We start from the raw sequence: 25,509 nt of genomic DNA, 5'->3' as shown, positions 1-25,509 counted from the left end.
CCGTCCCCACGGGCAGCTCAGCACAGCTGGTCGCGGAGCAAGGAGAGCACTGCGGTCCGCTCCTGGTCCGGATGGCAGAAGTAGTGGTCCCCGGGGAATGTCTCCAGCCGGAAGTCGCCCGTCGTCACTGCCTTCCACGCGCTCATGCCCTCCTCGCTGACCAGCGGGTCCCGGCGTCCGTGCAGCGCCGTGACGGGCGCGTGAAGGTCCGCTCCAGCCGTCGACGGCTTGTACCCGTGGACGATGCGCAGATCGGCGCGGCCGACGGGATCCAGCACGCCCGTCAACTGCTGCCCGGCTTCCTCGCCGAGGCACTCCCGCACAGCGCGTCCCAGGCTCTCGAAGTCCCCCTCGAGATCCCCCTCGAACGCATCCGGCGCGGAGTGTCCGAGGGACCGGTGGGCTTCCGCGATCCGTGTCGCCAAGGGGTTGGGGCCGAGCGAGGGCGAGGTGAAGGCCGCGACGAAGAGATGCCGCAGCGGCCCGCCCCGGAGCGTGCCGAACTCGTGGGCGAGCCGATAGGCGAGCAGCGCGCCCATGCTGTGCCCGTAGAACGCGAAGGGGCGGTCGGTGTACCGGTCCAGTGCCTCGGCGAGGAGGCGCACGGCTTCCTCGCAGTCCTCCAGCAGGTGTTCCTGCCAGCGGTCCTCCCGGCCCGGCAACTGCACCGGACAGACGTCGATGTCGTCCGGTAGCACGGCCGCCCAGGTGCGGAAGACGGACGCGCCGCGTCCGCCGTAGGGAAGGCAGAACAACCGGACCCGGGGGTTCTGGCTGAGTCTGTGGTGTCGGAGCCAGCGGGCCGGGTCGCCGGACACCGGGGCGGAGTGCCGTTTCCCGCCAGGCTCCGGGTCCCTTGCCTCTGCTGGGGCGCCGGCCGCGGGAGCCGGTCGGAAGGCGGGCAGGGCGGCGAGCAGGGCGGCCAGTTCGCCCACCGTGGGGCCGTCCACCAGTACGTCCAGCGGTACGTCGGCGCCGAGATCCGCGGACAGTCGCCGACGCAGTTCCAGGGCGGCGAGCGAGTCGATTCCGAGGTCGGCGACCGCATGCTCGCGCATCTCTTCCGCGTCCACGGTGACCAGGTCCGCCAGCACGTCGGTCAGGTACGCGACGAGGATCTCCGGCTTCTGGTCCGGCTCGGCATGCCGCAGCCGCCGCACGGTGTCGGGGCGTCGCGGCCCATCGGGTGCGGCCCGGTCCGTCTCTGCCTCGGTGGCCGCCGTCCTCACGTGATCGCGCACCTGATGAGCGACGACGTCCGGGGGCAGGAGGCGGGCCTCCGCTCCATCGCACTCGGCGAGCAGGCGCCGCCCTGTGTGGTCGAAGAGCCGGTAGCCGCCCACCAGGCTCCGCCCGTCCGCCGGTTCGGCCAGGCTGAAGTGCGCCCACAGCGGCTGGCCGCCGGGACCGGGCGTGTTGTCGAGGCCGAACCGGGCCAGCGAGGAGGTGATGAACGCGGCATCGGCGGGGAGGCGTTCGCCCGCGGCGAGGACGTACAGCTGGGCGCAGGCGTCCAGCACTCCGGGATGCAGGCGCGCCGAGTCACCGGGGGTGATGTTCGGGTGGGGCCCGTCCGGTCCGGTGGCGCGCAGTCGGGCAAGGACCTCGCCGTCGCTCGACCAGGCCTCCTCGACACACATGACGGAACTGCCCAGTGCCACACCGCGTCTGCGCAGGTCCCGGTAGAAGTCGTCACCTCGGGTGTGGACGGGCAGTCGTTCGCGGAGCACCCGGCGGTCCTGCTCGGACAGTTCGGGCGCTGTCGCGGAGGGACGACGGATGCGGAACTCGCCGTGCACATGCCTGTGCCAGCGCGTCTCCCCGTCGACGACGCTGTGCACGGTGAAGGCGCGCCAGCCGTCATGGTCGTCGCGGTCGGCCCGGTCCTCGACCTCGTCCTCGACCTCGACCTCGTCCTCGACGACGATCTGCACCGAACGGCGCTCGTCGGCGAACCGCAGCGCGTGGGCGAACACCACCTCGCGCAGCTCGTACGACGAGGCCCCGCCCAGCTCACGGGCGACCTGGGTCAGCAGGTCGTGGTAGTGGCCCAGATGCAGAACCCCGCCGGTGTCGGCCAGCGCCGGCAGCAGTCGCCGGCTGAGAACGGTCTCGAACTGCCGGTCGGGCAGCGGGGACCGTACCTGCCTGAGCGCCGTCGGACCGGTGGGCAGGGGGGCGGCCCCGTCGGGTCGATGCGCGGCGGCGGCCCGGAAGCCGTCGGCGCGCGGCACCGGCGGGGCGTGGCGGCTGCGCTGGAAGGGGTAGGTGGGCAACGGCAGCCGGAGGGGGCGCTCACCGTCGTGCACCCCGTCCCAGGTGACAGCGGCTCCGGCTCGATAGGCCGATGCGAGGCCCTCGAGCAGCCGCGGCCACAGCTCCGGTCCGCTCCCGGGATCGCGGGCCGCGTCACCGGCCGCGTCGCCGACCGCGGTCGTCCGGGTGATCGTCCACCACAGGACGTCCGACGGCTCACCGGACACGTCCGTGGCTGCGGCCGGGGCCAGGGCCGTGGCTGCGGCCGGGGCCGGTGCCGGGCCGACGGTGACGAACGTGGCGTAGCCGCTGTCCGTCAGCGGGGCGAGGACCGCGCGGACGGAGTCCGGTCCTTCCTCGGGACCGGCACCCGCTCGGGTCTCTTCCGAGAGCCAGTAACCGGGATCGGTCGGTCGCCCGCCGTTCGCCGCCGGCCCGGGGCCGGTGAGAAAGCGCAGCCGGGGCGGGGCCAGAGTGGCGGTGGGCGGCGGGCCCGCACCGCGGCGGGCCGCGAGGTACGCCCCGGCGGCCGGTACGTCCATGATCCCGGCGACGCAGGCGGCGGCCAGTGCGCCCGGGCCGCGGCCGCCCACCGCGGCTGGGGCGATGCCCCACCGGTCGGCCAGCAGCCGGGCCAGTGCGAGCTGGTAGGTGAAGCGGAGCACGTCGGCCGGGAGCGGTTCGAGCCGGGACGTCCGGTCGGGGTCCGCCGCCGTGCGCGGATCCGGTGCGGCGACTGCCAGTACCGCGGCTGCCGGTCCCGCCGCGGTGGCCCGCAGCCGGGCGAGGCATTCCTCGTGTGCGGCCCGGAAACCCGGGCTGACGGCGGACAACTGCGCGGTGTGCTCCGCCGCCTGGACGAGGTCCGCGTCGAGGAACAGGGCCGTGTGCCGACCGGATCGGCAGGGCCGGTCCGGTACGAGACGGGCTGCCAGGGCATGCAGCTCGGCGCCGAGCGCGGCGCCGCAGGCAGTGGTGACCAGTGCCGCACGGTAGGGGAAGTGGCGGCGGCGGGATCCGAGGGTGTGGGCGATGTCCGCGGGATCCGCGTCGGGGTGGGCGGCGGCCCAGTCGGCGAGCCGGCGCACGAGGTCGCGCACGGCGTCGGGTCCGGCCGCCGACAGCGGCAGCAGCTGCGCCCTGCGCCGCGGCAGGGGGGCGGCACCATCGTGTTCCGGGGCCGCGGTCTCCGCGTCCTCCAGCACCACGTGGGCGTTGGTTCCGTTGAAGCCGAAGGAACTCACTCCCGCGATCCGTCCGCGCCCGCCCGCCGGCCAGGTCAGTGACCGGTCGGGAAGGATCACCGGAAGACTGTCCGCGCCCAGCCGCGGGTTGGGCTCCGTCAGATGGAGGTTGCCCGGGATCCGGCCGTGCCGCAGTACCTGCACGGTTTTGATCAGCCCCGCGACGCCGGCGGCCGGTTCCAGGTGTCCGATGGCGGACTTCAGCGCGCCGAGGACCAGCGGACGGGACGCGGGCCGGTCCCGGCACAGGACGTCGGCGGCGGCGCGGATCTCGATCGGATCGCCGAGCGGCGTCCCGGTGCCGTGCGTCTCCAGGTAGCCCATCTCGTGCGGGTCGGCTCCGGCGTCCCGCAGCGCCTCGCGCAGCAGCTCCCGTTGGGCCCGTTCGCTGGGCACGGTCACCCCACCGGCCCTGCCGTCGTGGTTGACGGCGGAGCCGCGGACCACCGCCAGCACGGGAGCCCGGACCGCACGGGCGTCGGACAGCCGCATGAGAGCGACGAGGCCGCAGCCCTCGGCCCGGACATAGCCGTCGGCGGCGGCGTCGAAGGTGCGGCACCTTCCGGTGGGGGACAGCGCACCCATCTTGCACAGAGCGACGTACGGCTCGGGTGCGAGCAACAGGTTGACCCCGCCGGCCAGTGCGGCATCGCACTCGCCCAGCCGCAGGCTCCGCACCGCCAGATGGACGGCCACCAGCGACGAGGAACACGCGGTGTCGACGACGAGGGCCGGTCCGCGCAGCCCCAGTGTGTGGGCGATCCGCCCGGCGGCGATGCTCGGGGCGATGCCGGTGGCGGTGAACGGTCCGACCGCCTGGGGCGGGACGGGCACCCGGGAGTGGTCGGAGCCCGACATGCCGACGAAGACGCCGACTCGCCGCGAGTCCGGCCGTTCGGCGAGGAGTCCGCCGCTTTCCAGCGCCTCCCAGCCGGTCTCCAGCAGCAGCCGGTGCTGCGGGTCCATCTGGGCCGCTTCCTGTGCCGAGACACCGAACAGGCCCGCGTCGAACGCGTCGACGTCCCCGGTCAGGAATCCGCCGCTGGTGGTGTACATCCGGCCCGGGGCCTGTGGGTCGGCGGAGTAGTACAGCTCCGTCGGCCATCGGTCGGCCGGGGCCTCGGTGACCGCGTCCCGGCCCTGGTCCAGCAGGTCCCAGAGGCGCTCCGGCGAGTCCGCGCCGCCGGGCAGGCGGCAGGCCATGCCCACCACGGCGATCGGCTGTCGCCTGGCGGAGCGCTCCTGCGCGAGTTCGGCGCGCAGGGCGCGGATGGCTGTCAAGGACCGCTGCAGCAGATCCTCCTGATGCAGCGTCACAACCCCAGCTCCTTCAGCTCGTCGGTCAGCGCGTTCCGCAGCTCGTCCGCCGAGTCCGCCCGCATGGCGTCCGGCCCGGCGGAGTCCTGGGCGTTCTCGGCGTTCGCTGCGTTCTCGGTGTTTGCTGCGTTCTCTGCGTTCTCTGCGTTCTGTGCGTTCTCTGCGTTCTCTGCGTTCTCTGCGTTCTCTGCGTTCAGGATCGGCAGCGTCCGGGCGAGCCTTCCGAGGTCCGCGCACAGCACGCCGAACTCCGGTCCGCCGGTGGCCAGGGCGGCGTCGAACGCCTCGGTGGCGAGGTCCGTGTCCACGGGGGCCAGGCCGTGGCGGCGCAGCAGGTAGCCCTCGGTCGCCGCATCGATCCGCATCCCGCCGTCCCGCATGTACGGCCAGATGACCGCGATGGCACGGCCGCGGCGTTCGCCGCGCACCCGCAGCAGCTCTCGGTGCCGGGCGAAGGCGGTGAGGAAGGCGCTGGCGTAGCCGTAGTCGCTCTGTCCGGCGTTGCCGGTCAGTGCGGTGAGCGACGAGAACATCATGAAGAAGTCCAGGTCGTCGCCCTGGGTGAGGGCGTCCAGGTGGACGGCGCCGGCGAGCTTCCCGGCGAGGACCTCGTCCACGTCCTGCGCGGTCTTGTTGGTCACCAGAGCGTCCTGGATGCGGCCTGCCGCGTGGATGACGCCGTCGAGTCCGCCGTGCCGGCTCCGTACCCGCGCCAGCAGGCGGCGTACGTCGTCCTCGCGGCCCACGTCCGCGACGACGTGTTCGACGGTGCCGCCGATCGCCGCGATCCGGTCGATCGCCTCCCGCTGCCCGGGATCCGGCGCCGACCGGCCGACGAGGACCACGGTGCAGCCGGGAGCGCGCCCGGCCAGGTGTGCGGCGAACACCAGGCCCAGCGCCCCGAGGCCGCCGGTGATCAGGTAGGTGCCGTCCGGGGTGAGCCGGACCGCCCGCGGCTTCCCAGCGGCCGGGAGGAGGGCCCGCATCCGCCGCACGAAGCGGCCGCCGGGACCGTGGCGGACCTCGGTGGGAGGATCCGGGACGCCGAGCTCGGCGCCGCACGCCTCGATGACCCGCGCCGGTCCGGGCAGGGCATCGGCGGTGTCTCCGGCCACGGACAGGGCTTGGCACGTCAGCCGTGGGCTCTCGTGCCGTACGCAGCGCGCGAACCCTCCGAACGCCTCCACCAGCGGTCGCGGTCCCTCGCTCTCGGTGTACTCGTCGAGCACCAGCAGCCGCACCGGGTCGGGCAGGGAGGTGAGGCAGCGGACCAGTGGGAACACCGAGCGGACACCCGCGTCGAGGAGTGCGTCGAGTGTCGGGGCGGCCGCCTCGGCGCCGCACGCCCAGCGGTGGACGAACACCCCGGGCACCCCGCCCGGCCGGGCGGCGAGGTCCCGCACCAGCCGGGTCAGGTCCGTGTCCTGTCCCGGCCGTACGACGTACTCGTCGTCACCGGTGCGGTCGTAGGTCTCTCCGGGCCGGACCAGGATCACCGGGGCGTCCGAGCCCTGATCGCGCAGCTGCCGGGCCAGTGCCCGGGCTAGTGCGTCGTCCGTGTCGAGGACCACCGCCCCGGTCGACCAGACGGCGGGGCCGCCCGCCGGGCCGGACAGGGGGGCCGCTTCCCAGGTCCCCTCGTAGAACGTCTTCTCGAACCGCGGTTCCGGGAGCTCGGCGGCGGGCGACCGCCCCACGCCCGGCGCCGTGGTCACCGCGGAGCCCGACGTACCTGACATACCCGATGCAGCCGATGTACCCGATGTACCCGATGTACCCGAACCGATCTTCTCCAGCAGGTACCGGGCCAGCTCCGTGACGGTCGGGTGGTCGAACGTGACGGTCGCGTACATCGGTACGCCGAGTTCCTCCTCGATCCGGGTACCGAGCTGGACGGCGAAGACGGACTCCAGGCCGAGTTCGACGAAACCGCGGTCGGGGTCGGGCAGGGCGCCCGGGGAGTACTGGAGCAACCGCCCCAGCTCCGCCCGGAGTTGCTCGACGAGGAAGGAGTGCCGCTCGCTCTCCGGAAGGGCGGCCAGCGCGGCGGCCATGCCGGAGTCGGGTGCGCCGCCGGGCTGCCTCGCCGTCGGGATGTCCGGCCGCCCGTCGTCGAGCCAGTACCGATCGCGGCTGAAGGGGTACAGCGGAGCGGGCGTCCGGCGTGGGTTCTCGTCGGCCGTGTACATCTCCTGCCAGGTCCAGGACGCGCCCTGCGCCCAGGTGCGGGCGATGTCGTCCCACTGCGCGCGTTGCGCGAGGCCCATCAGTTCGCCGTCCGCCGCCGGCCGGGGCCGGCGCGGTGCGACAGCTGTGTGCACCGCCGGGTGCCCGACCGTGCCGTCCAGCCGGACGTCGCCGTCCAGGTAGGCGTCCAGGGCGCGGACCGCCTCGTTCCGGTCGGTGGCGACGAATGCCAGCCGATGGGACAGGGCACTCCGTCCGCACTGCAGGGTGTAGGCCAGGTCGAGCAGAGTGAGGGTTTCCTCGGCGTCGTCTTCGGGGGCGTTCGTGCAGTCGGTCAGAAACGTCCGCAGCCGTACGGCGTACCGCCGCAGCGCGGTCCCATCGTCGGCGGACAGCACGAGGATCCGGGGGCGGCGGTCGGGCCGGCGCCGAGGGGCTTGCCGGGGCGCCTCCTCCAGCACGAGATGGACGTTGACGCCGCCCGCGCCGAAGGAGCTGATGCCCGCCCGGCGCGGCAGCGGCGTGCCCTCGGGGTCTCGCAGCGGCTCCCAGGAGCCGCATTCCTCCCGGACCCGGAAAGGAGTCTCCTCGAAGGGGATCTCGGGGTTGGTGCGGTCCGAGTGCAGCAGGGTCGGGACCAGCGTGCGGTGCCGCAGCTGCAACGCCGTCTTCGTCAGCTGGGCGATACCGGCCGCCGCTTCCGCATGGCCGATGTTCGACTTCACCGAGCCGACGGCGCAGTACTGACCGGCCCTGCCCGCCGGGGCGTACGCGTCGGTGAGCGCGCGCAGTTCGATGGGGTCGCCGAGGCTGGTGCCGGTGCCATGGGCCTCGACATAGCCGATCGTGTCCGCGGTGACGCCCGCCGACTTCATGGCCGCCCGGACCAGTTCGGTCTGCGCGACGGGGTTGGGGACGCTGTAGCCCAGGGTCCGGCCGTCGCTGTTGACCGCCGACCCCTTGACGACCGCGTAGACGTGGTCGTCGTCGCGCAGTGCCCGCGCGAGCGGCTTGAGCAGCACGGCGCCGACGGCCTCGGCCGGAACATAGCCGTCGCCGCCCGCGCCGAAGGCCCGGCACCGGCCGTCGCTCGCGAGGAACCCCGCCTCCTGCAGCATCATGTACTTCGTCGGGTGGAGGGAGAGGTTCACGCCTCCGGCGATCGCCGCGTCGCACTCGCCGCGCCGGATGCTCTCGCAGGCGAGGTGCACCGCGTACAGGGACGAGGAGCAGGCGGTGTCGACGGTGAGGCTGGGACCGCCGAAGTTCATCAGGTACGACACCCGGTTCGCCACGGAGAACGTCTGCGACTCGACCGCCACCCACTCGCCTCGGGCGACCGCCTCGGCGCCGAACAGCTGGTAGTTGTTGTAGGTGACGCCGCAGAACACGCCGACCGGCGCCCGGCGGTCGCCCGCGGCGGAATCGGCGAGGGCGGCGGGCGGGTAACCGGCGTCCTCGACGCATTCCCAGGCCGTCTCGATGAAGAGCCGCTGCTGAGGGTCGAGGAAGCGGGCCTCCACGGGGGCGATGTGGAAGAACGAGGCGTCGAAGGCGTCGACGTCGTCCAGGAAGCCGCCCCACCGCGGCCAGTCGTCCCCGTGTCGTTCCCGCGCCAGTTCGGCGTACCGGCGGAAACCCGGCCGGTCCAGGGGAATTTCCCGGACCGAGTCCACGCCGCCCAGCAGATTGCGCCAGAACCCGGCCACGGTGCGGGCGCCCGGGTAGCGGCCGCTCATGCCGACGATGGCGATGTCGAGGCCCGACGCGGAGCCGGCAGGTTCCGGCCGCGTCCGCTCGGTCGGCGGGACGAGGCCGGCACGTGTGACGGTGACGGTGGCGGGGGCTGGAGCGGGGGTGGGGGCGGGGGCGCCGGACTGTCGGGCGAGATAGGAGGCCAGTTCACGGAGGGTCTTGTAGGTGTAGAAGACCGTGGTGGACAGCGGGCCGTACCGGTGCTCCAGGCGTCGGCGCAGCTGGAGCACCGTGACCGAGTCCAGGCCCAGCCGCTCGAACGGGGTGTCCACGTGGATCTCGGTCCGGTCCCACTTGAGCACTTCGGCGAACTCGTCCAGCAGCGCCTCGGCGACCTCGTCCCCGGTGTGCGCCGAGGAGGGGTCTGCCGACGGGGGCGTGCCGTCGCCCTGGCCGGGGCGCGCCCGGGCGGCCGCGTGGCTCGGCTGCGGCCGGGGCCAGAACCGGCGCCGCTCGAAGGCGTAGCCGGGCAGGGGCAGTCGGCGGTGCGGACCCGCCGGACGCAGCACGGCCCAGTCCAGATCGACGCCGGACGTCCACAACTGGGCGAGCCGGTCGAGCCTGCCGCCCGCGGTGAGCCCGGCGAGGTAGGCCGCGCCGGGCGGATCCGCTCCGAGGTCGGCGAGGGCGTCCGTGGCGATGCCGGTATGGACGCCCGGGGCCTCGGTGTCGTCACGGCAGAAGCTTTCGAGACCGGCCCGCAGTTCCGCGAGGTTCTGTGCGACGACCGCCAGCCGGTGCGGCATGGCCTCCCGCCCGGTCTGCAAGGTGGCCGCGAGGTCGGGGAGGTCCGCGGGATCCACCAGGCCGTACGCCGGGACGTCGTCGGGCGCCGGAGCGGCACGCAGCCGCGTGGCGAGCCGATCGGCCTGGGCGCGCAGCGAGACGGCGGTACGCGCGGACAACGGCACGACGTATGCCCGGCCGTCCACCTGTGCATGTGCCTGCGACTGCGGCTGCGGCTGCGGCTGCGGCTGCAGCCGTGATTGCGGAGTCGTCGGAAGGTACTCCTCCAGCACCACGTGGGCGTTGACGCCGCCGAAGCCGAACGAGCTGATTCCGGCGCGGCGGGGCAGTGCGCGACCGTCGGGCCCGACGGGACGGGGCCAGGTGCGGGTCCGGTCCAGCAGCCGGAAGGGGGAACCGGCCAGCCGGAGGTGCGGGTTGGGGGTGGTGAAGCCGCGCAGGGCGGGCTGTCGGCCGCCTTGGATCGCGAGTACGGCCTGGACCAGCCCGGCCATGCCCGCGGCGGCCTCCAGGTGACCGATGGAGGTCTTCACCGAGCCGATGCCGCAGTGCGGTTCGTCGGGATCGGCCAGGCCCCAGTCGTCGTACAGCGTCCGGAACGCCTGTCGCAGTCCTTCGATCTCGACCGGGTCACCGAGTTCGGTGCCGGTTCCGTGGGCTTCGATCAGCCCGGCGGTGGAGGGATCCAGGCCGGACTCCCGCCAGGCGGCGACGATCACGTCGGCCTGACGGTCCGGGCTGGGGGCGGTGAGCGAGGCGGTCCGGCCGCCGTGTCCGACCGCGCTCCCCCGGATGACCGCGTGGACGTGGTCGCCGTCGGCCTCGGCCCGGACGAGCGGCTTGAGGAGGACGGCGGCGACGCCTTCGCCGCGGACGTATCCGTCGGCCGTCGCGTCGAAGGTCTTGCAGTGGCCGTCCGGGGCGAGCATTCCGGCCTGGCTGAAGGCGACGAAGCCGCTCCGTGCGGCGAGGACGTTGACTCCTCCGGCGATGGCCTGGTCGCATTCACCGAGCCGGATGCTGCGCACGGCACGGTGCAGGGCCACCAGGGAGGACGAGCAGGCGGTGTCCACCGGCTCGCTGGGACCGCGCAGTCCCAGAAGGTAGGAGACACGGCCTGCGAGTACCGAGTGCGCCAGCCCGGTGGCCGTTCGGGCCTCGACCGGGATGCCGGCGGTGGTCAGCGCCTCGATGTAGTCCATGCCGCTGACCGCGGCGAAGACGCCCGTGCGACTGCCGTCCAGGTCGGAGGGACGGTAGCCCGCGTTCTCCACGGTGTGCCAGACGGTCTGCAGGAACAGCCGTTGCTGTGGGTCCATCAGCAGCGCTTCCGCGGGGGAGATCCCGAAGAAGGAGCAGTCGAAGGCGGCCGCGTCGCGGAGGAAGGCGCCCCAGCGCCGGGGCGCCGCCTGCTCGGACAGGTGGTCGGGTCCGCCGTCGAGTGCCCGCCAGTCCCAGCGGTCGGCCGGGACCTCGCCGACGGCGTCGTGTCCGGCGAGCAGGTTCTCCCAGAACGTGGGGAGGTCGTCGGCGCCCGGAAAGGCGCCGCTGACGCCGATCACCGCGATCGGCTCGCCCGCGGCGGCCGCGGTCGGCCTGTCGACGGGGCGGGGCGACGGGACGGGGACCGGAGTCGACGGCAAGGGACGCGCCGACTCCGCGCCGCCGACGGCCAGGTGCGTCTCACCAGCGGCAAGGTGCGTCTCGCCGACCGCCGGATGCGTCTCGCCGACCGCCGGATGCGTCTCGCCGACCGCCGGATGCGTCTCGCCGACCGCCGAGTGCGTCTCGTCGGCCGCCGGGTCGGCCGGGTACACCTGCGGCATCCGGTCCCTGTGTGCGGACGCCAGATGGCGGGCGAGCGCGCCCACCGTCTGGTGCTCGAAGAAGACCGACGGCGTCACATCGGCCCCCAGGCGATCGCTGAGGCGGCCGGAGAACTCGATGAGTTGTACGGAGCCGAAGCCGAGCGCGGCGAGCACCGATGCCGAGGTGACCGCGGCGTTCTGCCGGCCGGTGGTCGCCAGCATGTCCCGCACAGCGTGCACGAGATCGCGTTCGAGGAGCCGGACGTACGACTCGTCGTCCAGCGGCGCTCGCGCGCGGGCGGGACGGCCCGGCTGGGCCGCTCGGACGGCCCGCACCATCCCGATGACCGCCGTACCCGGCCCGACCTGCTGGAAGTCGTTCACTCCCGCGTCGAGCAGACGGCGCACCGAGTCGGCCCAGCGCACGGGGGCGGCGATCTGTCGGGCCAGTTCGGCGCCGATGTCCTCGTGGTGCGGTGCGGCGGTGGTGTTGGCGATCACCGGGATCCGCGGCGGCGCCAGTTCGAATCCGGCGACGAAGCCGGCGAAGGCGTCCGCCGCGTCCCGCATGTAGCGGGAGTGGAAGGCGCCGCTCACCGGCAGCGTGCGGCAGTCGGCACCGGCCGCCGACAGGTGCGGGCCGATCCGCGCGATGCTCTCGGCCGGGCCCGAGATGACCAGCTGGTCGGCGGTGTTGTGGTTGGCGACGTCGATGTCGTCGCCTCCGCGACGCGCCAGGACGTCGGCGAGGTCGTCGGCGCCGAGACCGATGACCACGGCCATGCCGCCGCCGACGGCCCGGGACATGAGCTCGGCACGCCGCCGCACCAGGCGCAGGCCGGTGGCGAAGTCGAAGACGCCGGCGGCTTCGAGGGCGTTGTACTCCCCCAGGCTGTGGCCCGCCAGGAAGTCGGGCGGGCCGTCGTGCCGCTCCGACCAGTCCCGGTGGGCGAGGGCGTTGACGACGTACATCGCGGGCTGGGTGTATCGGGTGTCGCCGAGCCGCCCGTCGGGGTCGCTCAGGCACAACTGCGCGATGGAGTACCCGAGGACGTCGTCGGCCTGGGCGGTGAGGTCCGGGAGCCGTGCGAAGAGTTCCCCTCCCATCCCGCGGTGCTGGGAGCCTTGCCCGGGGAACACAAGCGCGATCACTACTGATTGCTCCGAATGAGGGGATACAGGTGGTGAGATGGACGGTTCGCCGGTCGGCCCGCGCGAGCTGCTGCCCGCCCGCCGGGTGACGGGAACTGCGGAGGGGAGCTACCCGAGGACGGCAGCCCGGAGCAGCCGACCCGATGCGTACGCTTCCCGGCACGCCCCGCGCCGGAGCTTGCCGCTGCTGGTCATGGGCAGACTGCCCGGCTGCACGGGAACCAGTTCGTGCAGTTCGACGCCGTGCCGCACCAGCAGCGCCGTGCGCACGGCCTGCTCCACGACGGTGTCCGTCATCTGCTGCTCGCGTACGGCCCTGGGATCCACTTCGGCGACCATGACCAGGCGTTCGCGACCGGTGACGTCGAACCGAAAGGCGGCGATCCGGTTCGGCCGGAAGGCGGGCACGGCGTCTTCGACGGTGGCCTCCAGATCGGTGGGCCAGTGGTTGCGGCCGTTGATGATGACGACGTCCTTGACCCGGCCGGTCACGTACAGCTGACCGTCCGCCAGGAAACCGAGGTCGCCGCTGCGCAGCCAGGCGCCGTCCGTGTCGTCGTCCACGTCCCTGGGCCGGTCGTGGAAGGTCCCGATGCCGGGATCTCCCGCGTAGCCGGGGCTCACGTTCCCGCCGCAGGTCCAGATCTCTCCTACTCGGCGGTCGGGCAGCACCCGGCCGGTCGGGTCGGTGACGCAGACACGCTGGTCCACGGGTGCTCCGCAGCTGACCAGTTCCACGACCCGGTCGGGCGTCGTGCCGGCGTCCGCCGCGACCGCGTCTCCGCCGGCCAGCGCCTCCCGGTCGCAGACGAGCACCCGGGGCGCCTCGTCCAGGGGCACGCAGGTGACCACCAGGGTGGCCTCGGCAAGCCCGTAGGACGGGGTGTGCGCTTCGGGGCGGAAGCCGCACCGGGCGAAATGTTCGGAGAAGCGGCGCAGGGCCGACGCCCTGACCTGTTCGCCGCCGTTGCCCAGGACGCGCAGAGCGGACAGGTCCAGGTCGTCCAGGGCGGCTCCGCGCACCCGGTCCACGCACAGGTCGAGGTTGAAGCACGGCCCGGACGTGATGGTGCCGCGCCACCGGCTGATCGCGCCGAGGTAGGTGAGAGGTCTGCGGATGAAGTCGGCCGGCCCCATCAGGACGCAGGAGGCGTCCAGCCCCAGCGGCCCCAGGACACCCAGCATCAGGCCGAGATCGTGGTAGAGCGGCAGCCAGCTGACGGCGACGCTCGACGGGCCGACCCGGAACGCGGTACGTACCTGGGCCACGGCCCGGGCGATGTTGCCGTGCGTGATCTGCACGCCGCGCGGGGCGGATGTCGACCCGGAGGTGTACTGGAGGTAGGCGACCGTCTCCGGAGCCAGGTCGACGGGCAGCCAGTCGTCGGACCTGTCCCCGGGCACCTGGTCGGTCCGGATCACCTCGTACCCGGTGAGCCGCGGGTTGCCGGCAGGCAGGCGGCGGACGTCCTCGCCGCCCGCGTCGTCGGTGAGGACCACCTGGACGCCGGAACTGGGCAGGACCGACGACAGCCGGTCGGTGCCGCCCACCGCGTCGGCCTCGCAGAGGGGGACGGCGACGACTCCCGCGTACAGACAGGCGAGGAAGGCCGTGACGTACTGCGGACCCTGCGGGCACACCAGCGCGGCCCGGCTCCCTGGCGCGCACCGTGACTGAAGTGCGGCGGAGACGGCGCGGACCCGGCGGTCCAGTTCCGCGTAGGTCCAGGTGAGGGGTTCGTCCACGGTTCCGCCGTGGCTGCCGATGAAACGGTAGGCGATGTCGTGGGGCCGGTCGTGGGCAAGGCGGCGCAGTCGCGCTACGGGATGGTGCGGCGGCAGGGCCGAACAGGCCGAATCCCTGTCGGCGACACCGGAAGGTTCAGGGAGCGAAACCGACACAGTCCGGGCTCTCCTTGTCGCAGTCGATTCACGATCTTGGGTCTGATCCACCAACGCCCCGCTCCGGACGGAGGACACGGCGTGAGCGGACTGTTGCCCCGATAAAGAAAACGGCTCCCGACAAAGGGAATATCCCGGCGAAAAGACTGGAGGAAAGAAGAGACGTTTCCCTGGTCAACCGGCAGCAGATCCATGCGATTTCCTCGCGATGAGTCCGCCGTCGTCGGTGGTACTGTGCCGATCCTCCCAATTCCCGAAATAACGCGATCGGCATGAAGAATATGGTCGGATTTTCTCATTTCCGTGCCCGTACCGTTCTGGCCGTCGCCGCCCTGTGCGTCCTGCTCTCCGGCCTGGTCGCAGTGCTGACGTCGGACCGGCTCATGGCCGGTGGAATGTATCCGCCGTCAGCCGCTTCGGTCCGGGCGGAGCGCATCCTGGGCGCGAAGTTCGGCGCCGGCAGCCCCGACGTACTTCTGCTCGTGGAACCTCGCGACAGCAAGCAGCCGGTCAATGCGCCGGACGTTGCGACGGCGGGCCAGGAGCTGACCGGGACCGTACGACGCGCGGCTCCGGTCCATTACGTCTCCTCATTCTGGGGCGGCGATCCGGCGATGCGCGCGGCGATGCGCGCCCGAGACGGCCGAAGCGCCGTGATCGCGGTGAAATACCGAGGGGACGAGAAAGAGGTCAGCGAGGCCGTGGCGCGCCTGTTGCCGTCCGTCCTCGGTCGGCACGGGCCGGTCACCGTGGCGGCTGCCGGATCCTCCGCGGTTCTGGAGGCACTGCAGGAGCAGAGCCATCGCGACCTGATCCGGGCCGAACTGCTGACCGCGCCACTGGTGCTGCTCCTGCTGATCCTGGTCTTCCGCAGCCTGCTGGCGGCACTGCTTCCCGTCCTCGTCGGCGTGCTGTCCGTGACGACGACCGCGGCGCTGCTCGGCACACTGGCGACGCTCACACCGGTCAGCGTCTTCGCCCTCAACATCGCCAGCGCTCTCGGTTTCGGCCTGGCCGTCGACTACAGCCTGTTCATGGTGACGCGTTTCCGGAGTGAGCTCGACTCCGGTGCGGACACGGGGGCAGCGCTGCGGACGACGATGGTCACAGCGGGTCGGACCGTGGCGTATTCAGCGGTGGCGGTCTCGCTGTCCCTGGCCGCGCTGCTCGTCTTCCCGACGATGTTCCTGAGGACCGTGGCCTTCGGTGGAATCATCGTGACGCTGCTGTCCGCGCTGGCCACCGGGGTGGTCCTGCCGGCCGCGCTCGCCCTGTTGGGCCGTCGGCTGCAGACCGGGACCACACCCCGTACCCGCGACGGCGAAGGGCGCGCGAAAAAGGCCACGAACTGGGTGTGGTCCGCCAGTGCCCGGCTCGTACGGCGAGCCCCGGCGCTGGTGGCTGTGGCGGTGACAGTCCTGCTGGTGACGCTGGCCGCGCCGTTCCCGGGAGTGTCCTTCGGCTTCCCGGACGACCGGGCACTTCCCGCGGGGACCGCGGTCAGGGCGGCCTCCGACCGCGTACGCGAGGACTTCCCGCAGCTGTCCGCTCCCCAGATCGCGGTGGTGCTCCCCGGCGCGGCGGACAGCCGACAGGCTTCGGCCGGCACCGGGGACTACGCGCGCGCCCTCTCCCGTGTCCCCGGGGTACGTCACGTCGAAGGCGCGACCGGCGCCTACACGCATGGCGGCCGGCTGCCGTCGGCTCCGTCCGCCACACGCTCCTACACCGACGGCTCCGACACCTGGCTCAGGGTCACGCTGGCCGGCGACCGTTCCGACGGCGACCGGGCTCTGCGCTCGCTGGAAGCCGTGCGCGACGTGTCCGCGCCCGTGCCACCGCTGCTGGGTGGCGGGGTCGCCCTGCTGCAGGACACCAGGAGTGCGCTCGCCGATCGTCTGCCGCTCGCGGTCCTGTGGGTGGCCCTGTCCATGTTCGTCCTGCTGTTCGCCTTCACCGGCAGCGTCCTGGTGCCGCTGAAAGCGCTCCTGCTCACCGGACTGAGCATGACCGCGGCCCTCGGCGCCATGGTCTTCATCTTTCAGGACGGCCATCTGCAGGGTCTCGTCGGCGCGTTCACACCGGTCGGCACCACCGACATCATGATGCCCATCCTGGTGATCGCCATCGCCTTCGGGCTCTCCATGGACTACGAGGTGTTTCTCCTCTCCGCGTTCCGGGAGAGTTACCTGACACTCGGGGACAACTCCGCCGCCATCGAGGCCGCGGTGCGCCGCACGGCTCCCCTGATCACCTCGGCCGCCGCGCTCATCATCGTGGTCTTCCTGGGGCAGGCGTCATCGCCCGTGGTCCCGCTGAAGATCGTCGGCGTCGGCATGGTCGTCACCATCCTGCTGGACGTGACCGTGATCCGCATCCTGCTGGCTCCCGCCCTCATGCACCTCGCGGGCCGGACCAACTGGTGGGCGCCCGCCCCACTGGCCCGCCTGCACGCCCGCTACGGACTCGCCGAGACCTGACCGGACCCTTCCCCGGCCGCGAAGGGTCCGCCGACCGGGGCGCGGTGCCGGACGACACCGCGCCCCGGTCCCGCCGCTCAGCCCTCGGCGAGCGTGATGTCCCGCTCCTGTACCGCGTGGAAGCGGGGCAGGGGCAGGCCGCCCTCGGGGCTGAGCTCCAGCAGCGTGGCCTCGACGTGGGCCGCTCCGGGTACGAGGGCGTCCGGGGCGACCTTGCCGGTGTTCTTCCAGGCGTGCTCGGCGCCGTCGCACACAGCGCGGGTGCCGCCGACGCCGTGCCGGTTGTTCCCGGAGTTCTGCCGGACGGAGGAGCTGACGAAGACGGGACCCGTGCCGCCGGTGCAGCGGTACGTGCCGGACAGCGTCACGGTGCCGTCGGAGGCGATACGGCCGACCTCGTCGACGGTGACGGACTCCGTCGGGGCCGCGACGGCGGTGACCGCCGGGGCGGCCAGCAGGAGCAGGGCGGCACCGGCGGCCGCGGACAGGACAGGGCGCAACGACATGGAAGAACCTCCTGTTGTGGGGGCCTCCACTGGTACCGGGCGGACGCACTCCGGACGGTGACCGTCACTCCTTCGGTGGCGAGTCCGCACCGGTGGTCGACGAACGGTCCTGGAGTTGTCCTGGTGCTGTCACGCTTTCGGGCACCCCCTGGCGATGGCTCCGGCGCGGGCGCATGGTCTATCCATGCGGGCCGACCGGACGGCCGACCCCACCGACGTGGAGGTGCGCCATGTGTTCCCACCAGCTCTCCGACGCTCACCCCGTGCACGTCGTCGCCGCCCACCCCGAGCAGGGCTGGAACCTGATGTGCGACGGCACGATCGTCTTCGACGACTCGGGCGAGCTCCTCCCCGACGGCCGCGTCGTGGACCCGCACCGGGTGACCGCGCCCCGGCTGGCCGTCGCGGCCTGATCCCAATCACCGACCCCGGTCGGCAGGCCCGGCCGGCAGGTCACCTCACCGGTCCAGCACTGCGAACCCGTCCAGTTCGACGAGGGCCTGCTCGTCCCAGAGTCGTACGATCCCGACGACTGCCATCGCCGGGTACTCCCGGCCCGCCGACTCCCGCCAGATTCGGCCCAGCTCGGCGGCATGCTCCCGATAGGCGGCGACGTCCGTGACGTAGACCGTGACGCGCGCCAGGTCCGACGCCTTGCCGCCCGCCGCCGTCAGCGCGGCCAGCAGGTTGGCGAGCGCCTGCGCGAACTGCTGCGGCAGCGTCTCCCCCACGACCTTTCCGTCGACGTCCAACGCGGTCTGACCGGCCAGGAAAACGATGCGGCCGCCAGTGGCGACGACGGCGTGGGAGAAGCCGGTGGGCGGGGAGAGTTCGGGCGGGTTGACGCGCTGGGTGGTCACCTGGCCTCCAGGTCGACTTGCTCGGCAGGCTCTGCGTGCTCCGCGTGCTCCGCGTGCTCCGCGTGCTCGGCGCGCTCCGTGTACAACTCCCGGGCGATGATGCCGCGTTGGACCTCACTGGCCCCCTCGTAGATCCGTGGCGCGCGCACCTCGCGGTAGAGGTGTTCGAGGAGATGACCGCGGCGCAGCGCCCGTGCGCCATGGAGTTGGACGGCCGCGTCCACGACGTACTGCGCGGTCTCGGTGGCGAGCAGCTTGGCCATCGCGACGCGCTTCGGGACGTCCGGCGCGCCGCTGTCGTACGCCGTCGCCGCCGCGTGGACCATCAGACGGGCCGCTTCCGTGCGCAGAGCCATCTCGGCGACCTGGTGGGCGACCACCTGAAGGTCCATCAACTTGCCGCCGAAGGCGTCCCGTTCGGCCGTGTGGGCGAGGGTGGCGTCGAGGGCGGCCTGCGCCATGCCGACGGCGAAGGCGCCGACGCTGGGGCGGAGCAGATTGAGCGTTCCCATGGCGACCCGGAAGCCGCGGTCGGTCTCGCCGAGCACATCGTCCACCGTGACCGGTACGGCGTCGAAACGGAGGGCGCCGATGGGATGCGGGGAGAGCATGTCGAGGGCGGAGCCGGTGAGACCGGGGCGGTCGGCGGGAACGAGGAAAGCGGTTACGCCACGGGATCCCGCCCCGGGGGTCGTGCGGGCGAAAACGGTGTAGAAATCGGCTTCAGGCGCGTTCGAGATCCAGCACTTCTCACCGGTGAGCCGCCAGCCGGAGCCGCCCGGGCCGTCCCGCTCGGCGGCCAGCGACAGCGCCGCCGCGTCCGAGCCCGCGCCCTGCTCGCTCAACGCGAAGGCGGCCACCGCGCTGCCGTCGGCGACACCCGGCAGCCAACGCTCCCGCTGAGCGGGGGTGCCGTGCGCGTGGACCGGATGCGCGCCCAGGCCTTGCAGCGCCAGCGCGGTCTCCGCCTCCGTGCAGGCGTACGCGAGGGACTCGCGCATCAGACAGAGGTCGACTGCGCCGGAGGTGAACAGCCGGGCCAACAGGCCGAGCCGGCCGAGTTCGGCCACGAGCGGACGGTTGACGCGGCCCGGTTCACCCTTCTCGGCGAGCGGGCGCAGTCGGTCGGCGGCCAGTGTGCGCAGCTCCGCACACCAGGCGGTCTGTGCCGGTTCGAGCGAGAATGCGGGCATCGCCTGTCCCCTCTGCCGTGCGTGTCTGCCGTGCGTGGTTGCCGTGCGTGGTTGCCGTGCGGGTCTGTCGTAGCTGGGCCGGCTGCCGTACGTCTGTGCCGTAACTGTCGTCCGCCCCCCGACGGTATCGCGTACCGTTGACTGTCGTCACCGACGCGATACGCTCGTTGCGCGAGCCTGCTACGACGCCCAGCCGGACAGTCCCTCCAGGCAAGGGGTTGAACGCCCATGAACGTCTCGGCCCACGTCGACACCTTCGCGCGCGATCACCTCCCGCCGCCCGGCGAGTGGCCCGAGCTGCGCTTCGAGCTGCCCGAACTGGACTACCCCGAACGGGTGAACTGCGCCGCCGAGCTGCTCGACCGTGCCGCTCCCGACCGACCCGTGTTCCACACCCTCGCCGGACCGTCCTGGACGTACGGGGAGCTGCGCGCCCGTGTCGACCGGATCGCGCATGTGCTCACCGGCGGCCTCGGGGTCGTCCCCGGCAACCGGGTGCTGCTGCGCGGGCCCACCACGCCATGGCTCGCGGCCTGCTGGCTGGCGGTGCTGAAGGCGGGCGCGATCGCGGTCACCGTCCTGGCTCAACAGCGGCCGAACGAGTTGCGCACGATGTGCGAGATCGCGCACGTGCAGCACGCTCTGTGCGACATCAGAGCTGTCGACGACCTCGCCAAGGCGGACATACCCGGGCTGCGGATCACCACGTACGGGGGTGACGCCGACGACGACCTGCTGAACCGCCCGGCGCCGACCGAGCCGTACGAAGCTGTCGAAACCGCTTCCGACGACGTCGCGCTGATCGCGTTCACCTCCGGCACGACCGGCCGTCCGAAGGGGTGTCTGCACTTCCACCGGGATGTGCTGGCGATCGCCGACACCTTCTCGCGGCATGTGCTGAAACCGCTTCCCGACGATGTCTTCGCCGGCAGTCCCCCGCTCGGCTTCACCTTCGGCCTCGGCGGACTCGTCGTCTTCCCGATGCGGGCCGGCGCCAGCGCGCTGCTGCTCGAGCAGGCGGGCCCTCGGCAACTGTTGCCCGCGATCGCCGAGCACCGGGTGACCGTGCTGTTCACGGCGCCCACCGCATACCGCGCGATGCTGGGCGATCTCGGTGACCTCGGCGAACCCGGCGGCGTCGGCGCCCACGACGTGTCGTCGCTGCGGCGCTGCGTCTCCGCCGGTGAGAACCTGCCCGCCGCCACCTGGCAGGCCTGGCACGAACGGACCGGACTGCGGCTGATCAACGGCATCGGCGCCACCGAACTGCTGCACATCTTCATCTCCGCCGCCGACGAGCACGTCCGCCCCGGCACCACCGGCGTCCCCGTCCCGGGCTGGCAGGCGCGCGTGCAGGACGCGGCCGGCGCACCCGTACCCGACGGCGAGCCCGGACTGCTCGCCGTGCGCGGCCCGATCGGCTGCCGCTACCTCGCCGACCCGCGACAACAGCAGTACGTGCGCGACGGTTGGAACATCACCGGCGACACCTACGTCCGCGAGGCCGACGGCTACTTCCGTTACGTCGCCCGCGCCGACGACATGATCATCTCGGCCGGGTACAACATCGCCGGTCCCGAGGTCGAGGAGGCGCTGCTGCGCCACCCGGACGTGGTCGAGGCGGCGGTCGTGGGCCGCCCCGACGAGCGCCGGGGGCAGGCGGTCGTGGCGTTCGCCGTCCTGCGGGAGGGCGCCCGACGTGACACTGAGGCGCTGCGCGCCTTCCTCAAGGAGGAACTGGCACCGTACAAGTGTCCGCGCGAGTTCGTCCTCCTGGACGCGCTGCCGCGCACCGCGACCGGGAAGCTGCAGAGATTCAGGTTGCGCGCAAGCGGTTACACCAATGGTGACCAGCACTGATGCCGAAGACCTAAGATGATCAACGTGTCCGATCAGCCCGCACCTCGGTCTCTCATCGTCACGCTCTACGGCGCGTACGGCCGCTTCGCAGCGGGCCCGGTGCCCGTCGCCGAGCTGATCCGGCTGCTCGCCGCCGTCGGTGTCGACGCGCCCTCCGTACGCTCCTCGGTGTCCAGACTCAAGCGACGCGGGCTGCTGCTGCCGGCGCGTACGGCGCAGGGCGCGGCCGGCTACGAACTCTCCGACGAGGCACGGCAGTTGCTCGACGACGGCGACCGGCGCATCTACGCCACGGCGCCCCCCGCGGACGACGGCTGGGTGCTGGCGGTGTTCTCCGTTCCGGAGTCGGAGCGGCAGAAGCGGCACGTGCTGCGGTCCCGGCTGGCCGGGCTGGGCTTCGGTACGGCGGCGCCCGGGGTGTGGATCGCGCCGGCGCGGCTGCACGACGAGACCCGGCACACCCTGCGCCGACTGCGCCTCGACCCGTACGTCGACCTCTTCCGCGGCGAGCACCTCGGTTTCGCGCCGACCGTCGAGGCCGTCGCCCGCTGGTGGGACCTGGCGGCGATCGCCAAGGAGCACGAGACGTTCCTCGACCGCCACGCGCGCGTGCTGCACGCCTGGCAGCAGCGGCCGGACACTCCGCCGCAGGAGGCCTACCGCGACTACCTCCTCGCCCTGGACTCCTGGCGCCACCTGCCCTACACGGACCCGGGCCTGCCTGCCCGTCTGCTGCCGGCGAACTGGCCGGGCACCCGGTCGGCGGCCGTGTTCCAGGGGCTGCACGAGCGACTGCGGGACGCGGGGGCGGAGTTCGCCGGGGTGTGAGCCTGCTCATGAGTCGGCGGACGCGGTGTACGCGGCGCCGGCGGCACGGGGGCTGACGGCACGGGGGCCGGTGTGAGCGCAACGACCTCGGAGAAGGCCGGGTAGGGCCTCAACTCGTGAGCCTCAGACGGGGTTTGGGCGTGTCCGTGCGTCCGGCGCGCGGGGGTCGGCTGCCCGCCCGGTAGGGGGCCGGCCAGTCCACGCCCGGTCCGGCATAGCCCTGCTCGGCGGCCGCGTGCAGGGTCCAGTTGGGGTCGTAGAGGTGGGGCCGGGCGAGTGCGCAGAGGTCGGTGCGGCCCGCCAGGATCAGCGAGTTGACGTCGTCCCAGGAGGAGATCGCGCCGACCGCGATCACCGGGACGCCTGCTTCGTGCCGGATGCGGTCCGCGAACGGCGTCTGGTACGAGCGTCCGAAGTCGGGCTGTTCCTCGGCCACCACCTGTCCGGTCGACACATCGATCGCGTCGGCACCGTGCTCGGCGAAGGCGCGGGCCATCGCGACGGCGTCGTCGGCCGAAGTCCCGCCCTGCGCCCAGTCGGTGGCCGAGATGCGGACGGTCATCGGCCGTTCGGCCGGCCACACCTCGCGGACCGCGTCGAAGACCTCGAGCGGGAAGCGCAGCCGCCTGTCGAGTGAGCCTCCGTAGGCGTCCGTGCGCCGGTTGGTCAGCGGGGAGAGGAAGCCGGACAGCAAGTAGCCGTGTGCACAGTGCAGTTCGAGCAGGTCGAACCCGGAGCGGGCGGCCCGTGCGGCTGCGGTCGCGAACTGCTCGCGCAGGTCGGTGAGTTGGGCTCGGGTGAGCTCGCGGGGCAGCTGGCTGTCGGGCCTGTACGGCAGCGGGGAGGCTGCCACGAGCGGCCAGTTGCCGTCGGGCAGGGGTTCGTCCATGCCGTCCCACATCAGCTTCGTGGAGCCCTTGCGTCCGGAGTGGCCGAGCTGGACACCGATCGCCGCGCCCGGTGCCCTCTCGTGCACGAAGTCGGTGATCCGCCGCCACCCGTCGGCCTGCCGGGCGGTGTAGATGCCGGTGCAGCCGGGGGTGATGCGTCCCTCGGGGGACACGCACACCATCTCGGTCATCACCAGTCCGGCCCCGCCGAGGGCACGGGCGCCCAGGTGGACGAGGTGGAAGTCGCCGGGGAGGCCGTCCACCGCCGAGTACATGTCCATCGGCGAGACGACTACGCGATTGCGCAGGGTCAGACCGCGCAACCGGAACGGCGTGAACATCGGGGGCGTCCCGGGCGGGCAGCCGAACTCCCGCTCCACGGCCTCGGTGAAGTGCGGGTCGCGCAGCCGGAGGTTGTCGTGGGTGACGCGGCGGCTGCGGGTGAGCAGGTTGAAGGCGAACCGCCGGGGCGGCTGATCGAGGTAGAGGTCGAGGTTCTCGAACCACTCCAGGCTGGCGCGGGCGGCCCGCTGGGTGGAGGCGACGACGGGCCTGCGCTCCTCCTCGTAGGCGGTCAACGCCGTCGGAAGATCGGGGTGTTCCTCCAGGCAGGCGGCCAGTGCGAGCGCGTCCTCGACGGCAAGCTTGGTGCCGGAGCCGATGGAGAAGTGGGCGGTGTGCGCGGCGTCGCCCAGCAGGACGATGTTGTCGTGCGACCAACGCTCGTTGACGACCGTGCGGAACGTGGTCCAGGTGGAGTTGTTGGACTTGAGGGAACGTCCGCCGAGCGCGTCCGCGAAGATCTTGGCGCAGCGCTCGACCGACTCCCGCTCGTCGAGTTCGTCGAAACCGGTTGCCCGCCAGACGTCTTCGCGCATCTCGACGATCACCGTGGAGGCGTCGGTGCCATAGGGGTAACCGTGCAGCTGCATTACGCCGTGCTGGGTCTCGGCGATCTCGAAGCGGAAGGCGTCGAAGGCGAAGTCGGCGGCGAGCCAGATGTAACGGCAGCGGTGGCTGACCACACGGGGCCGGAAAACGTGCGCGTACGCCTCACGGGTGGTGCTGTGCACGCCGTCCGCGGCGATGACGAGGTCGTACTCCTCCGCCAGCCAGGCGGGGTACGGCGCCTCCGTGTGGAAGCGCAGGTCGACGCCGAGGGAGCGGCAGCGTTCGTGCAGGATCTCCAGGAGCCTGCGCCGGCCCAGGGCGGCGAAGCCGTGTCCGCCGGAGGTGTGGCGGGCGCCTCGGTGGACGATGTCGATGTCGTCCCAGCGGACGAAGTCCTGTCGGAGAGCGGCGTAGACGACCGGGTCGGCGTGTTCGATGCCGCCCAGGGTCTCGTCGGAGAGGACCACCCCGAAACCGAAGGTGTCGTCGGGAGCGTTGCGTTCCCAGAGGGTTGTCTCCCGGGACGGGTCGAGTCGTTTGAGCAACGCCGCGGCGTAGAGGCCGCCGGGGCCGCCGCCGATGATCGCGACTCGCAGGGGCCGGTTCGTCGTCCCTCGAGTCGGCACACTCACCGCCCCCTCCACTTGGGAGGTCGCTTCTCCGTGAACGCCGCGTGGAACTCGGCGTAGTCCTCGCCGTTCATGAGCAGAGCCTGGGTGGAGGCGTCCATTTCGACCGCTGCCGCCAGCGGCATGTCCAGTTCGGCCGTCAGCAGCGCCTTCGTCTGGGCGTACGCCAGTGCGGGGCCGTCGGCCAGGCGGCGGGCCAGCTCCTGGGCGCGCTCGTCGGCCCGGCCCTCCTCCGTCAGCTCGCTGATCAGGCCGATCCGCTCGGCCTCGGGGGCGCGGACCGGTTCGCCGAGCATGAGCAGCCGGGTGGCGTGGCCGAGGCCGACGACCCGGGGCAGGAGGTAGGCGGCGCCCATGTCGCCGCCGGAGAGGCCGACGCGGGTGAAGAGGAACGCGAAGCGTGCGCTGGGGTCGGCGACCCGGAAGTCCGCGGCCAGGGCGAGGACCGCGCCGGCGCCCGCCGCGACTCCGTGCACGGCCGCGATCACCGGGAACGGGCACTCCCGTACGGCCCGCACGACCTGGCCGGTCATCCGGTTGAAGTCGAGGAGCTGGGCGGTGTCCATGCCGAGGGTGGCGCCGATGATCTCGTCGACGTCTCCCCCGGAGCAGAAGCCTCGGCCTTCGCCGGACAGCACCAGGGCGCGGACCGATCGCTCCCGGGACAGCTCGGCGAGCAGGTCGCGCAGGTCGGCGTAGGCGCCGAAGGTGAGGGCGTTGAGTTTCTCGGGACGGGCCAGAGTGACGGTGGCGATGCCGTCGGCCTGCTCGACGCGCAGGTGACGCCAGTCGGAGGTATGGGCGGCGGAGCCGGTGAAGGGACTCATCAGGGCGGCCTCCTCGACAGTCACCCTCGAAGTTATCACCCTCTTGTGACTGTCGTCAGGACTGCGCGATAGTCCGGCCGGGCAGAATCGCTGTGTAACCGCATGTCACTGCATGGCATGTCACCGCACAACATGCCCCCGTCACACACGTCACCGGTCGTCAATAACGCGGTAACA

Annotated in this window: 12 protein-coding genes; 4 read left to right on the top strand and 8 right to left on the bottom strand. The window is 72.4% G+C overall.

Translation table 11 applies throughout. The features are described 5' to 3' along the window. Positions 1 to 17: 17 nt before the first annotated feature. The 3 genes from ACWD4O_RS00975 to ACWD4O_RS00965 all read right to left on the bottom strand — a co-directional run bounded on the left by ACWD4O_RS00975 (position 18) and on the right by ACWD4O_RS00965 (position 14,368). On the bottom strand, positions 18 to 4,817 hold the full coding sequence (locus ACWD4O_RS00975) for a beta-ketoacyl synthase N-terminal-like domain-containing protein (protein WP_451276108.1): 4,800 nt from the start codon (positions 4,815 to 4,817) through the stop codon (positions 18 to 20). After that, positions 4,814 to 12,454, bottom strand: coding sequence for an ACP S-malonyltransferase (fabD, locus tag ACWD4O_RS00970; RefSeq protein WP_451276713.1), 7,641 nt, complete (start codon positions 12,452 to 12,454; stop codon positions 4,814 to 4,816). Before fabD ends, ACWD4O_RS00975 begins: the two co-directional genes overlap by 4 nt. Before the next feature lie 120 nt (positions 12,455 to 12,574). Then, on the bottom strand, positions 12,575 to 14,368 hold the full coding sequence (locus tag ACWD4O_RS00965; protein WP_451276106.1) for a fatty acyl-AMP ligase: 1,794 nt from the start codon (positions 14,366 to 14,368) through the stop codon (positions 12,575 to 12,577). Between the two features lie 272 nt (positions 14,369 to 14,640). On the opposite strand from ACWD4O_RS00965, the gene ACWD4O_RS00960 reads away from it, so the two are divergent. After that, positions 14,641 to 16,848 carry an MMPL family transporter gene (locus ACWD4O_RS00960; protein WP_451276104.1) on the top strand — a complete coding sequence of 736 codons (2,208 nt, stop codon included), beginning with the start codon at positions 14,641 to 14,643 and terminating at the stop codon, positions 16,846 to 16,848. A gap of 77 nt (positions 16,849 to 16,925) precedes the next feature. On the opposite strand, the gene ACWD4O_RS00955 is transcribed toward ACWD4O_RS00960, so the two are convergent. Further along, positions 16,926 to 17,354: a DUF6299 family protein gene (locus ACWD4O_RS00955; RefSeq protein WP_451276102.1), complete on the bottom strand. Its 429-nt coding sequence runs from the start codon at positions 17,352 to 17,354 to the stop codon at positions 16,926 to 16,928. A gap of 230 nt (positions 17,355 to 17,584) precedes the next feature. On the opposite strand from ACWD4O_RS00955, the gene ACWD4O_RS00950 reads away from it, so the two are divergent. After that, positions 17,585 to 17,767: a DUF5999 family protein gene (locus tag ACWD4O_RS00950; RefSeq protein ID WP_451276100.1), complete on the top strand. Its 183-nt coding sequence runs from the start codon at positions 17,585 to 17,587 to the stop codon at positions 17,765 to 17,767. Between the two features lie 45 nt (positions 17,768 to 17,812). Here ACWD4O_RS00950 and ACWD4O_RS00945 read toward each other — a convergent pair whose 3' ends face one another. Continuing rightward, entirely contained in the window at positions 17,813 to 18,214 is a 402-nt protein-coding gene (locus ACWD4O_RS00945) for a RidA family protein (protein WP_451276098.1), read from the bottom strand. Continuing rightward, a complete protein-coding gene (locus ACWD4O_RS00940) occupies positions 18,211 to 19,407 on the bottom strand; it encodes an acyl-CoA dehydrogenase family protein (RefSeq protein WP_451276096.1) in 1,197 nt (398 codons plus the stop codon). The genes ACWD4O_RS00945 and ACWD4O_RS00940 overlap by 4 nt, the downstream gene beginning before the upstream one ends. Before the next feature lie 228 nt (positions 19,408 to 19,635). On the opposite strand from ACWD4O_RS00940, the gene ACWD4O_RS00935 reads away from it, so the two are divergent. Both ACWD4O_RS00935 and ACWD4O_RS00930 read left to right on the top strand, forming a co-directional pair. Further along, positions 19,636 to 21,267 (top strand): AMP-binding protein, encoded by a 1,632-nt coding sequence (locus ACWD4O_RS00935; protein ID WP_451276094.1) that lies wholly within the window; start codon positions 19,636 to 19,638, stop codon positions 21,265 to 21,267. Between the two features lie 15 nt (positions 21,268 to 21,282). Next, complete coding sequence (locus tag ACWD4O_RS00930; protein WP_451276092.1) at positions 21,283 to 22,095, top strand: PaaX family transcriptional regulator; 813 nt, start codon at positions 21,283 to 21,285, stop codon at positions 22,093 to 22,095. Between the two features lie 109 nt (positions 22,096 to 22,204). Here ACWD4O_RS00930 and ACWD4O_RS00925 read toward each other — a convergent pair whose 3' ends face one another. Together ACWD4O_RS00925 and ACWD4O_RS00920 are read right to left on the bottom strand one after the other, a co-directional pair. Beyond that, complete coding sequence (locus ACWD4O_RS00925) at positions 22,205 to 24,520, bottom strand: bifunctional salicylyl-CoA 5-hydroxylase/oxidoreductase (protein WP_451276090.1); 2,316 nt, start codon at positions 24,518 to 24,520, stop codon at positions 22,205 to 22,207. Continuing rightward, entirely contained in the window at positions 24,505 to 25,332 is an 828-nt protein-coding gene (locus ACWD4O_RS00920; protein WP_451276088.1) for an enoyl-CoA hydratase family protein, read from the bottom strand. Before ACWD4O_RS00920 ends, ACWD4O_RS00925 begins: the two co-directional genes overlap by 16 nt. Between the last annotated feature and the right edge of the window lie 177 nt (positions 25,333 to 25,509).

Source organism: Streptomyces sp. NPDC002623 (genome assembly GCF_053592635.1).
The sequence above is the reverse complement of the archived record's forward strand: the minus strand, read 5'-3'. Positions and strand labels throughout refer to the sequence as shown.

Coding starts and splice junctions, on each gene's coding strand:
- ACWD4O_RS00960 (WP_451276104.1), top strand. CDS start 14,641: ATGAAGAATATGGTCGGATTTTCTCATTTCCGTGCCCGTACCGTTCTG.
- ACWD4O_RS00955 (WP_451276102.1), bottom strand. CDS start 17,354: ATGTCGTTGCGCCCTGTCCTGTCCGCGGCCGCCGGTGCCGCCCTGCTC.
- ACWD4O_RS00950 (WP_451276100.1), top strand. CDS start 17,585: ATGTGTTCCCACCAGCTCTCCGACGCTCACCCCGTGCACGTCGTCGCC.
- ACWD4O_RS00940 (WP_451276096.1), bottom strand. CDS start 19,407: ATGCCCGCATTCTCGCTCGAACCGGCACAGACCGCCTGGTGTGCGGAG.
- ACWD4O_RS00935 (WP_451276094.1), top strand. CDS start 19,636: ATGAACGTCTCGGCCCACGTCGACACCTTCGCGCGCGATCACCTCCCG.
- ACWD4O_RS00930 (WP_451276092.1), top strand. CDS start 21,283: ATGATCAACGTGTCCGATCAGCCCGCACCTCGGTCTCTCATCGTCACG.
- ACWD4O_RS00920 (WP_451276088.1), bottom strand. CDS start 25,332: ATGAGTCCCTTCACCGGCTCCGCCGCCCATACCTCCGACTGGCGTCAC.